This window comes from Nitrospirota bacterium, assembly GCA_026387665.1.
Classification (GTDB): Bacteria; Nitrospirota; Nitrospiria; order Nitrospirales; family Nitrospiraceae; genus Palsa-1315.
This window is the reverse complement of the sequence record JAPLLG010000008.1, coordinates 209,105-222,498: the sequence shown is the minus strand read 5'-3', so window position 1 is coordinate 222,498 and position 13,394 is coordinate 209,105. Positions and strand designations below refer to the sequence as shown.

11 protein-coding genes and 1 pseudogene are annotated in these 13,394 nt (G+C 59.1%); 4 read left to right on the top strand and 8 right to left on the bottom strand.

What is annotated here, in order from left to right; translation table 11 throughout:
• Positions 1–89 precede the first annotated feature (89 nt).
• Positions 90–551, top strand: coding sequence for a DUF192 domain-containing protein (locus NT179_08395; GenBank protein ID MCX5722031.1), 462 nt, complete (start codon positions 90–92; stop codon positions 549–551).
• Positions 552–692: 141 nt separating this feature from the next.
• Here the strand turns inward: NT179_08395 and NT179_08390 are convergent, their stop codons facing one another.
• The 4 genes and pseudogenes from NT179_08390 to NT179_08375 form a co-directional block, all read right to left on the bottom strand.
• Positions 693–2,870, bottom strand: coding sequence for a bifunctional (p)ppGpp synthetase/guanosine-3',5'-bis(diphosphate) 3'-pyrophosphohydrolase (locus NT179_08390; protein MCX5722030.1), 2,178 nt, complete (start codon positions 2,868–2,870; stop codon positions 693–695).
• A gap of 7 nt (positions 2,871–2,877) precedes the next feature.
• A complete protein-coding gene (gene recJ, locus NT179_08385; protein MCX5722029.1) occupies positions 2,878–4,575 on the bottom strand; it encodes a single-stranded-DNA-specific exonuclease RecJ in 1,698 nt (565 codons plus the stop codon).
• A gap of 472 nt (positions 4,576–5,047) precedes the next feature.
• Positions 5,048–5,245, bottom strand: a complete 198-nt coding sequence (locus NT179_08380) for a ubiquitin-like protein Pup (GenBank protein ID MCX5722028.1) — start codon at positions 5,243–5,245, stop codon at positions 5,048–5,050.
• Positions 5,246–5,615: 370 nt separating this feature from the next.
• Positions 5,616–7,605 (bottom strand): annotated as a pseudogene (locus NT179_08375) (sodium-translocating pyrophosphatase).
• Between the two features lie 633 nt (positions 7,606–8,238).
• Here NT179_08375 and NT179_08370 point away from each other — a divergent pair.
• From NT179_08370 to NT179_08360, 3 genes are all read left to right on the top strand, one after another.
• The gene (locus NT179_08370) at positions 8,239–8,493 is read left to right on the top strand and encodes a hypothetical protein (protein ID MCX5722027.1); all 255 of its coding nucleotides are present in this window, start codon (positions 8,239–8,241) and stop codon (positions 8,491–8,493) included.
• A 263-nt stretch (positions 8,494–8,756) separates the two neighbouring features.
• Complete coding sequence (locus NT179_08365; protein ID MCX5722026.1) at positions 8,757–8,999, top strand: type II toxin-antitoxin system Phd/YefM family antitoxin; 243 nt, start codon at positions 8,757–8,759, stop codon at positions 8,997–8,999.
• Positions 8,996–9,259 (top strand): Txe/YoeB family addiction module toxin, encoded by a 264-nt coding sequence (locus NT179_08360; GenBank protein ID MCX5722025.1) that lies wholly within the window; start codon positions 8,996–8,998, stop codon positions 9,257–9,259. The genes NT179_08365 and NT179_08360 overlap by 4 nt, the downstream gene beginning before the upstream one ends.
• A gap of 75 nt (positions 9,260–9,334) precedes the next feature.
• Here the strand turns inward: NT179_08360 and NT179_08355 are convergent, their stop codons facing one another.
• The 4 genes from NT179_08355 to NT179_08340 form a co-directional block, all read right to left on the bottom strand.
• Positions 9,335–10,570 (bottom strand): multiheme c-type cytochrome, encoded by a 1,236-nt coding sequence (locus NT179_08355; GenBank protein MCX5722024.1) that lies wholly within the window; start codon positions 10,568–10,570, stop codon positions 9,335–9,337.
• 22 nt (positions 10,571–10,592) lie between these two features.
• Positions 10,593–11,900 carry a multiheme c-type cytochrome gene (locus NT179_08350; GenBank protein ID MCX5722023.1) on the bottom strand — a complete coding sequence of 436 codons (1,308 nt, stop codon included), beginning with the start codon at positions 11,898–11,900 and terminating at the stop codon, positions 10,593–10,595.
• Positions 11,901–11,902: 2 nt separating this feature from the next.
• Complete coding sequence (locus NT179_08345; GenBank protein ID MCX5722022.1) at positions 11,903–12,307, bottom strand: PDZ domain-containing protein; 405 nt, start codon at positions 12,305–12,307, stop codon at positions 11,903–11,905.
• A gap of 257 nt (positions 12,308–12,564) precedes the next feature.
• On the bottom strand, positions 12,565–13,389 hold the full coding sequence (locus NT179_08340) for an ethylbenzene dehydrogenase-related protein (protein MCX5722021.1): 825 nt from the start codon (positions 13,387–13,389) through the stop codon (positions 12,565–12,567).
• Between the last annotated feature and the right edge of the window lie 5 nt (positions 13,390–13,394).

Here is a 13,394-nt window from a genome sequence, read left to right as displayed (position 1 = left end):
AGATACCCCCGGCCAATATTGCCAATGGCCCCCTGCCACCGTGCGGCCCCCAGCTTGACTCATCTCCGACTGGCCGATAGGATGCCGCGATGCAACGACGACTCGCGGCGCTCTTCATCCTGCTCCTCTTCTTCCCTGGCTCCACACAGGCTGGACCCGACCAGGTTCCGGCAGGCCTGATCCCGATTACCCTCCCAGGCGGCGCCATCATCCATGCGGAGCTGGCAGACACGCCCCAGAAACGCGCAGAAGGCTTGATGTACCGCACACACCTCGGCGCCGACCGCGGCATGCTCTTCACGTTCCTCCAAGCGCAGCCCTGGACCTTCTGGATGAAGAACACCAAGATCCCGCTCGACATTATTTGGATGAACGACAAGAAGCAGATCGTCCACATCGAGTCGAACGTCCCGATCTGCACGAGACAGGACGACAGTTGCCCGCAATATCGTCCGAATGACGAGTCGCTCTATGTCCTGGAACTCGCGGGAGGCAGAGCGGAGAGTTTGAAGTTGCAGAGGGGATCGAAGTTACAATTCAAGGTTCCCTGACGAACTATCTTTATGCAGGATGCTCAAAAAGCTCATCCAGCAAGGCCGCAGCCGATGAAAGCACCGGAGGCGTAGCCTCTGGGCTATGTTCAGGATGCTTTCGAGGCGAGAACGCCGCTGGTGGGTTTTTTCAGCATCCGACTAGGATCGTTCCTGCCAGGCCCGTAATCTTCTCGCGGTAATGACGCCATCCACCCGTTCGACGGCTTTTAGCACCTGATCGAGATGCTGGGTGCCTGACACTTCTACGACGAAATCCAGCTCAGCTTTCTGATCCTCCCGCGTCGTAATCTCGGCGCGGCTGATGTTGGCGTGGCAAGCCGCAATCGCAGAGGACACATTCGCCAGCACCCCGGTCTTATCGACGGCCACAATGGACATTTTGACAGAATGGGTGCCGGGTGTGGCCGAGTCCCACTCCACTTCAACTAGCCGCTCTTTATCATAGTCCAGCGCCACAAGGTTCGGACAGTCGACAGCATGGATCGTCAGGCCGCGCCCTCGCGTGATATAGCCGAGGATGCGATCGCCAGGCACGGGATGACAACAGCGCGACAACTGCATGAGCAGGTCGCGCGATCCCTTGACCTGCACCCCGGTGCCGTCGCTCTTCCCTCCCACCAGTTTGTGTGCGACGGGACGTTCCTGAACCGGCTCCTGCGTGCCGGATGGCGGGACGAGTTTGCCGATGACCTGTGAGGTCGCCACGCTGCCGAAGCCCACGGCGGCGGTCAATTCCTCGGTGCTGTCGAATCCCGATTGACGGGCCGCCTCCAACAGCTCTGCCGACTTGAACATCTGAGCCGGCGCCATGCCATGACGGCGGAACTCTGACTCCAGCAACCGGCGGCCGATCTCAACGCTCCGCGTCTGCTCTTCAAGCTTGATCCAATGTTTGATCTTGGTCTTCGCGCGCGAGGTGCGGACGAACTTCAGCCAGTCCTTGTGCGGCGTTTGCGTAGGCGAGGTCAGAATTTCGACCGTATCGCCGCTGGCCAGCTCATGCTTGAGCGGCACGATCTTCCCGTCCACCTTGGCCCCGACGCAATGGTCTCCGACCTCGGTATGAATCGCGAAAGCAAAATCGACGGGGGTCGATCCCTTCGGCAACTCCTTCACGATCCCTTTCGGCGTGAACACATAGACCACGTCGTGGAAGAGATCGAGCTTCACCGAGTCCATGAACTGCCGGTTATCCGACAAATCCTCATGCCACTCGACGAACTGGTGGAGCCAGCCGAACGCCTTGCTGTCACGATCGGCGACCTGTCCCTGCTCCTTATACTTCCAGTGCGCCGCGATGCCGTGCTCGGCGATGCGATGCATGTCCTCCGTGCGAATCTGGAACTCGACGTGCTCCCCCTTCGGGCCCACCACCGTCGTGTGAAGCGACTGATAGAGATTGGACTTCGGAATCGCGATGTAATCTTTGAAGCGCCCCGGCACGGGCCGCCAGAGGGAATGGATCACGCCCAGCACGGCGTAGCAGTTCATCTTGAGATCCGTCACGATCCGCAGCGCCGTCAGATCATAGACCTCTTCGAACGTAATCGACTGCTTGTTCATCTTTTGATAGATGCCATAGAGGTGCTTGGGGCGGCCGTACACTTCTCCGGCCAACCCGTTCTCCTGCATGGCCTTCTGCACAAGCTGGCTGACTTCATCGATGTACTGCTGCCGATCCTCATCCCGTTTCGCCACGCGGGTACGCAGCATTTCGTAGATATCCGGCTTGAGATGCTTGAGACAGAGGTCTTCCAGCTCATTCTTTACCCACCCGATCCCGAGGCGATTGGCCAGCGGCGCATAGATCTCCAGCGTCTCCTGGGCAATCTCCTGCCGCTTGGCTGCGCCGAGATGTTCCAAGGTGCGCATGTTGTGGAGCCGGTCGGCGAGCTTGATGAGGACGACCCGGATGTCGTCCGCCATCGAGAGCAACATCTTGCGGAAATTCTCCGCCTGCTTCTCTTCATAGCTCCGGAACGTGATCTTGCCGATCTTGGTCACCCCGTCGACCAGATGCAGCACATCCTTGCCGAACTCTCTTTCAAGTTCGTCAGCTGTGGCGACCGTATCTTCCAGGGTATCGTGCAGGAGGCCCGCGACGATGGCGGTCACATCCGTTTTAAGCGAGGTGAGGACTCCGGCGACCGCGATGGGATGTTGCAGGTAGGGTTCTCCGGACCGGCGCCGCTGCCCTTCATGCGCTTTCGCAGAGAATTCGTAGGCCTTGCGGACTAGCCCGAGATCGGCATCGGCGGCATAACTCTTGATCCGATCCAGCAACTGGTCAAGATCTGTGACGGTTTCGTACACCATGGCTCACTCACTCCATCACACTCGGACGAACATCGCGAATGCGGAGCTGAATCCTGTCACGGCCGTTCCAATGGTTCAGTTCAGGCGTGAAGGCCAGATCCACCGGCGTGCGGGACGGAATGCCCCGCTCCAGCAACGACCTCATCCCGAACGCAATACTATCGAACGGCACCGAGGAGCCCTGCCGCACGGTCATTTTCAGATGTTTCTCGCCGACGGTGCGGGCCTCCATCACTTCAAGCCGGGTCACGGCAAACGTGGGCTCAGGATTGCCGGCCCCGAACGGATGCAGCGAACAGATTTCCTGGATCAGCTTCAGATTCACTTCGTCCAGCCGGACCTCGGCATCGACATTTAACGTCGGCACCTTGGCCCCCTCGTGGGTCCAGCCTACGACTGCATCGGAAAATTTGGCGCGGAACTCGTCAATCCTGGATTCGCGAATCGTCACTCCGGCAGCGCTGGGATGTCCGCCGAATGCCTCCAGCATCTCCCGGCAGGACGCCAAACCTTGATAGAGATCGAACCCGCCGGTCGTCCGCGCCGAGCCCTTCGCAATGCCCTGCTCATTGATGGCCATGACGATCGCCGGACGCTGAAACCGGTCCACCAACCGAGCGGCGACAATTCCAACCACGCCAAGATGCCAGTTCCTGGAAGCCAAGACCAATGCGGGCGGCAACTCTTTATCCTTCAATGACGCCAGCGCCTCTTCCATGATGTCCACTTCGATGCGCTGCCGTTCCCGATTCAACTGCTCCAGCCGGTCTGCCAACTGCTGCGCCTCGAGCGGATTGTCGGTCGTCAGCAACCGCACCCCTAACATGGCATCGTCCAATCGCCCGGCGGCATTGATGCGGGGCGCCAGCTTGAAGGCGATCGTTTCCGCCGTGCAATCCCGCGTCACCCCCGCCACCTGCTTCAAGGCCCGCACGCCGCAGCGCGCGCCGCGCGACAACTGGACCAGCCCCTCACGCACAAAATTTCGATTCTCATCGTGCAACGGCACCACGTCGGCCACTGTCGCCAAAGCCACGAGATCGAGCAACGACTCCAACGGCACCCCGGCCACCCCGTAACGCAGCTGATAGGCCTGCGCCACCTTGTAGGCCAGCGCCGCAGAGCAGAGCCCGCGGAAGGGATAGAGGGCCCCTGCGCGATGGGGATTGAGCACCGCCACAGCCGGCGGCATCTCCTCGTCGCTCTGGTGATGGTCGGTCACCACCACATCCATACCCAGCTTGGCCGCCAACGCGATTTCTTTATGGGAAGTCGTCCCGCAATCGGAGGTCACCAGCAGCGAGATGCCTTCGTCATGCAGCCGCTGCACGGCGCTGAGATTGAGCCCATAGCCTTCGCGCAGACGATGCGGCACATAAGCGCGCACATTGGCGCCCAGCCCGCCGAAGAACGACAGGTAGACACTGGTCGCCGTAATCCCGTCGACATCGTAGTCGCCGTAAAAACAGATCGGCTCCCGTGTCGTGACCGCGCGATGCAACCGTTCGACCGCCTGCTCCATATCGGGAATTAAAAACGGATCGTGCGGCGACTGCAGCGACATCCAGGACGTGGCTTCATCCGGCGTCGTCACGCCGCGAGCCAAAAAGAGCGAAGCCGTCGCAGGAGAAATGGAAAGGGCCTGGACCAACGACGCCCGCTGAGAGAGATTGATGTCACGGAAGACCCAGAGCTTGGATTTCATGAAAGTTCCTCGAATGGTTCTGAGTCGCAGTAGAAGCTAACTAGCTGAGAATTAAAGGGATACTAGCCGCTCGTTGCTGCGTTGTCAAACCAACAGACGGGAGGCCGCATCAGTATTGGCTCTCAAGCGGGCCATGAAAAACTACAGGGCACGCAAACGCATCGAGGGTCTCCATGTGGGCACAACAGGAAAGCACTCCCGCAGGATGCTCAAACCGTCCGTCCAGCAAGGCCGCAAGCGAGCGATCCAAGATGGTTCTTCCAAGCTTGCTCGTGTACGTTTCCTAGGATGGCCCGGATGAGTCCCCCACTGCGCGCGTCCAACGAGGGTCTTCTGAGACCGCGCGTTGCACGAGCACAGGGGACTCACTGGGCCATCCCACCCTGCTGGCGGACGGCTTCAGCATCCTGCAGAACATCGACCTGTGAGATGAGGAGAAGGAGAGAAAGAAAAAGAGGGAAGTAGCCTGTCGCTACTCCCCCCCTTTTTGCACGTAGTTCTTGACGAATTCTTCTGCGTTTTTCTCGAGGACGTCGTCGATTTCATCGACCAGCTTGTCGATGTCTTCTTTCATCTTCTTGCCGGCTTCGACGACCTTCGGATTGGCCTTAACGTCGTCTTTCCCCTGCGGCTCTCGCTTAGGCTCTTGCTTGCGCTCCTGTTTCTCCATCCGAGCACCTCCCGTACAGCTGGGAAACTCTCGTGGACCAGCACAACGTGATCCCTGCGGTCACCTTACTCCAGGGTCATTTCAGCCGTCAAGCCGAGTGACAAAACGTGAAACGTGAGACGTAAAACGTGAAACGACATAAGCCCTCAGCGATCAGCCGTCAGCATTCAGCCATCAGCACGGAGCTGAAAGCTGAATACTGACCAATCCCATGCTCGCCATTCAGGAACGCCGAGAATCACTTCCAGGATGCTCAAAAATTCCGTCCAGCAAGGCCGCAGGCGAATCGAAACCGGAGGCGTACCCTCAGGGGTACGTTGAGGATTTCGATGAGCCGAGAACGAAGCTGGCGGACTTTTTCAGCATCCTGCTACACGAGCAGCGAGACGATGAGCAGAGCCACGATGTTAATGACCTTGATCATCGGATTGATCGCCGGGCCGGCCGTATCCTTGTAGGGATCGCCAACCGTGTCGCCGGTGACGGCCGCCTTGTGCGTGTCCGTCCCCTTCAATCGCGACGAACAGACCGGTGACAATGCTGCCGACGAGCATGCCGCCCAAGGCCTGCGGCCCCAGAATCACGCCGACCAGGATCGGGGAGATGACGGGAATCAATCCCGGCACCATCATCTTCTTGATCGCCGCCTGCGTGACAATATCCACGCAGGTCCCGTATTCCGGCTTGCCTGTGCCTTCCATGATCCCCTTGATCGTCCGGAACTGCCGCCGCACTTCTTCCACCACGAGGCCTGCTGCTTCTCCCACAGCCTTCATACAGAGGGCCCCGAAGATGAAGGGCAACATGCCGCCCAGGAAAAGTCCGACCAGGACCGAAGGATTGGAGAGGTCGAAGGTGCTCGCCCCGCTCCCCTTCGCCACTTCACGGGCATATTCGGCGAACAACACCACCGCCGCAAGACCGGCCGATCCGATCGCATAGCCCTTCGTCACGGCTTTGGTCGTATTGCCGACCGCATCCAACGGATCGGTAATGTCCCGCACCTCTTTGCCGAGGTGCGCCATCTCCGCAATGCCGCCTGCGTTGTCGGTAATCGGACCGAAGGCATCGATCGCCACCACAATCCCGGCCATCGACAACATCGAGACTGCCGCAGTGGCCACGCCATACAAGCCGCCCGATGCCGCGCCGCCACACAGCCAGTAGCTCGTCAGAATCGCCGCGCCGATCACCACCACCGGCAAGGCCGTCGCCTCCATTCCAACGGCCAATCCTGCAATGATGTTCGTCGCATGGCCCGTTTCGCTGGCCTTGGCAATCGCCTTCACCGGCGCATAGCTCTTCGACGTGTAGTAATCGGTGATAAAGACGAGGGCAAGGGTCACGGCCAAGCCGATCAACGAGGCGAGGTAGTAGCTCATCCCGCTCACGCCGCCCACACCAGACATGATCGAGGTCGTCACAGGATAGAAGGCTACCGCAGCGATGCCGCCCGCCACGAACAGGCCCTTGTAGAGCGCCGGCATGATCCCGCCGCCTTCGCTCACCTTCACAAAGAGAATGCCGATGATCGTCGCGAAGATCGTCACGCCGCCCAACGCCAGAGGATACAGAATCGGCGCGCTGACTCCCTTGAACAGGGTGAAGGCCAGGACCATCGCTGCGACCGTCGTCACCGCGTAGGTCTCGAAGAGATCCGCGGCCATACCGGCGCAATCGCCGACATTGTCTCCCACGTTATCCGCGATGACTGCCGGGTTGCGCGGATCGTCTTCCGGAATCCCCGCTTCGACTTTCCCGACGAGATCCGCGCCAACGTCCGCCGCTTTTGTATAGATACCGCCGCCCACCCGGGCAAAGACCGAAATCAAACTGCCGCCGAATCCAAGACTCAACAGGGCATGAATCGCCTTCTCCTGCCCCGCAATCTGCGACGCCACCACATAGAAGGTGGTGATGGCCAGCAGGCCCAAGCCGATCAACAAGAGCCCCGTCACCGCGCCGCCGCGGAAGGCCACGGTCAACGCCGCATTCATCCCGTTATGCGCAGCCTGCGCCGTCCGCACGTTCGCCCGCACCGCGATGACCATGCCCACATAGCCGGCCAGCGACGACGCGCCTGCGCCAATCAAAAATCCGATCGCAGTCAGCAAACCGAATTTGTCGGAGAACGCCCCTCCGCCCCACAACATCGCGAACAACACAGCCGCAACGACGCCGACGGTCCGATACTGGCGGTTCAGATAGGCGCTCGCGCCTTCCTGAATGGCCTTGGCAATTTCTTGCATCTTCGGATTGCCGGCATCCAGCTTAAACACCCACATGGCCAGATAGAGGCCATAGGCAATGCCGGTCACCGCCGATACCAACGCAAACGTAATGATGGATGAGTCGCTCACAATGGTCTCCTCCTGTTAGGGGTGTTAGGGGACACCCATTTCCTCTGGCCTCCATCCATCACGATGACGTGTTCGATGGCAAACCGCGAAGTGGTACAGAATCGATCCGTGCAGCTAACTAACTGAAAAGTCGGGCCATTCTATACAGGTGAGAGAAGGGGATCAAGGGCGAAAAAGGGCGTGGATGGAGACTGATGATCTTCTGTGCTCGCGCAACGCGCGGCCTCGGAAGGCCCTCGTTGGACGCGCGCAATGGAAGATCAATCAGCCCCCATCCCTAAAGAGAGAACGAGCAAGATTGGAAGGGAGACAGAAGCAGGCAACCGTCCTTCTTGCTCGCAGAACGCGCACAATCGGAATGTGCTCGTCCGATGCGCGCAGTACAGGACGGCTTGCCTGCTCCCTATGGAGAAAGTAAAGAATCGGAAGGGAGACCCACGTTGGTCCTGTGCTCCCGGAACGCGCGCCCGGAGAAGGGCCTCGCTCGACGAGCGGAGGGGAACCGACATCGGGTATCCCCTCAAAAAAGAACGAAACTGAAATGAAAACGCAAACGGCCGCATTTTTCCATTGAAGTGGGTTAGTTTGCGGATCAAAAAGAGAGTTGTTATAGTTCGCGCAGGTGGAGGGCCTATGGGAATGGAACCGAATTACATCGTCATTGATGGGCAGACGTTCAGCAAGGCGAAGCTGTCGCTGGACAACCACGTCTACAAAAACTGCGCGATCGACGACTGCGACATCTATTTCAGCGGGGGGCAATACGAGCTGCTCGACACCCACATTACTAATTCCCGCCTCATCCTCAACCACCCGGCGAAGGGCATGTATAATGCCGTGCAGATCTTTAAGATGAAGTCGCCGGGCTCCAGCGTCATCTCCGACTAGCGGGCAGTCAAAAAGCCCGCCAGCTTCGTTCTCGCTTCGTTCAGACCCTCAACATACCCTCCGGGTATGCCTCGGCCCTTCACTCGCTGCGGCCTTGCTGGACAGGCTTTTTGAACACCCTTCGTGACACGTATCTCGTGAAGCATCGTACGCAACCGGCTGCTACACACCGGCACCAACTTCTCTTCGCTCCCTTGACAGTGCGTACGCAATCACGTACCGTATTATGCAGATACCAACGGAGAGGATGAGGAGCAGACGACATGACAACCCTCAAAGCAAGCGCTGCACGGTCGAAATTATATCGTCTCATCGATGAAACGGCTTCATCTCATGAACCAATCATGATTGCGGGGAAACGCTCAAGTGCGGTGCTCGTCTCCGAGGATGATTGGCGAGCCATCCAGGAAACGGTCTATCTGCTCTCCATCTCCCGCATGAGGCAATCCATTCGCAAAGGCCTCGCGACCCCGGTTGGGAAATGCGCGAAAGAACTCCCCTGGTGAAATGGGAACTGGTCTTTACCAAACAAGCGCAGCAGGACTCGAAGAAAAACGCGGCGGCAGGCCTGCGAGATAAAACCGAACGTCTGCTTGACCTCTTACGCAAGAATCCGTTTCAAACCCCTCCCCCCTACGAAAAACTAATCGGTGATTTGGCCGGCGCCTATCCTCGCAGGATTAACATCCAGCATAGGCTCGTCTATCAAGTCCTCGAACAAGAGAAGATCGTCAAAGTCCTGCGCATGTGGACCCACTACGACTAGCCCCACCTCCTAAATCGGACGAGCGGCACGAAGCTAGAGGCGATAGGCCAAGTCTTCGTACTCTAAGCCTCTCGCCTACTTGACTGATATATTCTCCGCGAACTTCACGATCTCGATCGACTGGAAGACGGGATCTTGCGAGCCTTTGGAGGACTCCGCTTCGACTCGCTGCAGGAAGGAGGCTGAGCCGGTGATCGGCGCGTAGTTGAGGGTCACTTCGACGTCGAAAGTCTTGGTGTCTTTCGGCGTGGGGAAGGTGAAGGTCTCGACGCGGGTTTCTTCCGGCTTCAAGACCGTATCTTCCAGGACCTTGACCGCTTCGAAATCGAAGCTGGTCTTCTGCCCCTTGGCATCCTGATAGACCCGGCCATAGACCCGCTTGTCGGTAAAGACGGTCTTCAGATTCTTTCCTTTGATATCCAGATCCAGCGCCACGCTCGCCCAGGCCGGATGGGTGGTCGGCAAACTGTGCGGCACGAGACTCTGCACCTTCACCGTGACGATGGTCTTGTCGCCGTCGATTTTGGTCTGGACATCCAGCTTGGCCGCTTCCTGGCGGAGCTTGCCGATCCGTCCGGGGAAGGTATGGTTCGCGGTTTTCCGCTTCTTCTCCCCGTTGGCCGACTCCCCGACCTGCTCCGGCATGTGGCAGCTCTGGCATTCCTTGCCGGATTTCACCGCCTTGCTCTGATCCCAGTTGCCCAGCAGGTCGTTGCTCTTGCCTAAGTTGGCCGCCGATGGAACAGACTGGTGGCAGTTGAGGCAGAGATCGGATTTCTGAAACAGCCCCAGCTCCATCGACTGGTGGGCCAAGTTCTGCACAAAGTCCTTATAGGGACCGTAGAGCGTCTTGCTCCCGAGCTCGTACTTGGGCTCCGGCGGCTGTTTGGTCCGATCGACCTGCTTGATCAAGTGGCATTGCGCGCAGGCCACCCCGTCCAGCGAGGGGTCGCCGGCCTTGGCCTGATCGATGAAGAGCTGCGCCTGCTCAGGGAATTCGCGCACGTGCGGCGCATGGCAGCGGAAGCAGAGGGCCTTGTCTTTCCCTGCCGGGGACGCCAGGAATGCATCGAGGGAGGCGCGGAAGGCCGGGGAATGAATGGACTTCGACAGCGGCGAGGTTTCCCATTCTTCAAACACGCGCTCATGGCAGCGCTTGCACTTACTGGAGCTGGGAAAGGCCTTTTCAAGGGTGGGCTTGGGAGCCTCTTGCGCATAGAGGGCATGATCGAGCCACTGCGACAGACACAAGGCCGCCACGATCACCGCGCCGATCCCGAGCTTCACACCCATCAAATTTCGTCCCATCATGCAGCCCTTCTACTTCAACGGCTCAGAGTGTTTTGGCTCGGTACGTCAGCAACCGTGGCTGCGTATACTCATCGAAAATCTTCTTCGCGCTCTCCCGCTCTTTGTCGGTCGCCAGGGTGGCGAGATACTTCTCCTTGAGCGCGGGCTCCGGCGTCGGGATCAACGCATAGTTCAAGACCGCTTCAATCGAGGCGGCCGTCGTGCCGGCCGGAATCGCCAGGGAGAAGGGCACTTTTCTCGTATGGCCGCCCTTGATGAAGGGGTCGGGAATCGGACCGCGGAGAATCTTGTCGTAGGGCAAACCGAACTGCTTGGTCTCTTCCTTCAGCACCTTGCCCTGCGCATCCTTGGCGGTCAGAACCAGATAGAATTGCTTGAGCACCGGGTCTCCGTCCGGAAAACTGTGCGGGAGGCTGCCGACTTTCACCAGCGCCGTTCCCTCCACCGCAGAGGCAGACTTGGTGGCCTCAAGATCCACACGGGGCATCCATTCGGCTTGGAGGTTGCGATTCTTGAGGAGTGTGCCGGGGATCACCACGCCGCGGAACCAATGCCGGCCGATCGCGCGGGTCATGGAGCCGCGCCGCGAGGTGGAACTGCCGGTGGACGGCTCCATATGGCAGTCCTGGCACACCGTCCCCTGTAAAATCTCCCCTGCCAAATCCTTCTGCGTCACATCCTTCACCTTATCGAAGTGGCAGGAGGCACAATAGTTCGCGCCGCGGAACAGATCGGACTGCATCGCAGGATGGACGAGGTTTTCCTCCGGGTCCGCATAGGGGCCATAGATCATCTTGCCAGGCTCGATCTTGAACGACGGCGGAGAATCCTTGGTCTGCTCGACCTGCTTGATCAGATGGCAGGAGGCGCAGCCGATGCCCTCCACTTGCGGCTTGCCGGCCAACACCTGGGCCACGATCTTTTCGGCATGTTGCGGGAAGACGGTAGTCGAGGGCACATGACAGGAGAGACAGCGTCGGCGCTCATCGGTGGTCGGATTAGTCTGGAGCCAGACGCCCAACACGGTGCGGAAGACCGGCGACTCCAGCGAGGTGCCGTGCAGAAGAGCCGCATCGACCCGGCCAAAGGTCTTGAGATCCGGCGTCTGTTCGCGCACGCCCTTCCACTCTTCATAATGCCGATCGTGGCATTGCTTGCAGTCTTCCGATCTGATGAAGATCTTTTCGATTTCCTCCACCCAATCGGACGACGCCTTAACCTCTGACTTCTGGGCGATGGCAGGCCCTTGAAACAGGGCGATGAGGCCCACAATAAGCAGGAAGACCAAACCCAAGGCCATTCGTTGTACGGAGCTGCTGCGTCGTAACATGCTTAATCCCGCCTGCATCCGACGAAATGAAAATTCACGCCCCACCCGACCGGATCGCCCGGATCGGCCGGCTCATAGGTGCCGACGGTGAAGTTGCATTCTTTCATCCCTCGTTTGATCGCTTTTCCGAAGTCGAGCATGTTCCTGATCTCAGTCTTGTCGATTTCCTTGATGACGGATCGGACCTTGATGCCGGCATAGTCGGCGCGCGAGTTTCCGATCACTTCGAAGACGGCGACGCCCTGCGCCCGTTCCAACTTCAATTCTCGTTTAATTTCCTCGTCCACGTCTCCGACGATCACGCCGAAATCTTCCCCCAGCTTCGCGGCCTCCTCCACGGTCATCGGCTCCGACTCAGCCGCCGACGAAAACCCGCTCAACAGGCCCAGGCTGAATCCAAGACACAAAAGAAAGGCCCTTCCACTCCGAAGGGCCTTTGTACGAGCGCTCACTAAACCGATACGAGCATCCTCCAACGTGTACACCTTTCTACGGCTCTACGGCACAGATACGGTCATCGCAACCAAAACACTTTTCCCGCAGGATGCTCAAACAGGCCGTCAGCGAGGCCGCAGGCGAATCGAAACCGGAGGCGTACCCTCAGGGGTACGTTGAGGATTTCGATGAGCCGAGAACGAAGCTGGCGGCCTGTTTCAGCATCCTGCTAAAGCTTCGCCACAGGGTCGATGACCAGCTGAAACCACGGGGCCACGGATTTTTGCCCGTTTCGTTCCTTGTTCTCGCCGTTCCAGACGGCGAAGGACACGGTTTGCACCCGGCCTGGAATCAGCTTGGCTTCGTTCTCCTGCTCTTCGCTCACCAGGGGTCTGCGCATGACGACATGCCAGACTCCCTCTTTCCACACAGCCTTGCCCTGGACCCGCCCCTGCTTTTCTTTGGTTGTCAGCGTGCTGAAGCCCCCGCCAATGAGGTCTTCGACCGAGGAGACCCGGCGCGGAATGACTTCGAATGTCCGCACGCCTTCGCGAGCCCTCTCGGAGGCCCGGGCGGCTCGGCGATCGATATCGCTCTGCCAGTCGGCTTTCCAATGCCAGATATTGATGTAGTGGTCGAGTTGGCCCATGCAGAAAAATGCGGGGGCATCGCCGAGCGGCAACCCGATCGCGACGCCGTCGCGAAAGGTCCCTGGCGTCAAACGATCGTTCTTCGTGTTGTCCTGCCATTCCAGCAGAAACGCGATCTCGATGCCGTTATGGAGCGTCCGCACCGTCAAGGCCCGCGCCGTCGGCTCAGGCCAGACCGGTCTGGTAATGACCTGGCCGCTCAAAGGAATAGTCATCGGCGCCACTGTGGCCCAGGCTGCATCCTCCGGCCCAACCGGCAGCTCTCCCTCGACGAGGCGCGCGCGGATGATCATGCCCTCGGAACTGACGAGGGGCACGCCGAAGCCGACGAACACGCCGGCCACGACCAGGATGAATAGGAGCAACAGTAGCGGGCGGGAAGAACTCTTCGTCGTACGCACCATGCAAG

Bases quoted from the DNA above. Each gene is read 5' to 3' on its own strand.
- NT179_08395 (MCX5722031.1), top strand. From the start codon at position 90: ATGCAACGACGACTCGCGGCGCTCTTCATCCTGCTCCTCTTCTTCCCT.
- NT179_08390 (MCX5722030.1), bottom strand. From the start codon at position 2,870: ATGGTGTACGAAACCGTCACAGATCTTGACCAGTTGCTGGATCGGATC.
- recJ (MCX5722029.1), bottom strand. From the start codon at position 4,575: ATGAAATCCAAGCTCTGGGTCTTCCGTGACATCAATCTCTCTCAGCGG.
- NT179_08380 (MCX5722028.1), bottom strand. From the start codon at position 5,245: ATGGAGAAACAGGAGCGCAAGCAAGAGCCTAAGCGAGAGCCGCAGGGG.
- NT179_08370 (MCX5722027.1), top strand. From the start codon at position 8,239: ATGGGAATGGAACCGAATTACATCGTCATTGATGGGCAGACGTTCAGC.
- NT179_08365 (MCX5722026.1), top strand. From the start codon at position 8,757: ATGACAACCCTCAAAGCAAGCGCTGCACGGTCGAAATTATATCGTCTC.
- NT179_08355 (MCX5722024.1), bottom strand. From the start codon at position 10,570: ATGATGGGACGAAATTTGATGGGTGTGAAGCTCGGGATCGGCGCGGTG.
- NT179_08350 (MCX5722023.1), bottom strand. From the start codon at position 11,900: ATGTTACGACGCAGCAGCTCCGTACAACGAATGGCCTTGGGTTTGGTC.
- NT179_08340 (MCX5722021.1), bottom strand. From the start codon at position 13,389: ATGGTGCGTACGACGAAGAGTTCTTCCCGCCCGCTACTGTTGCTCCTA.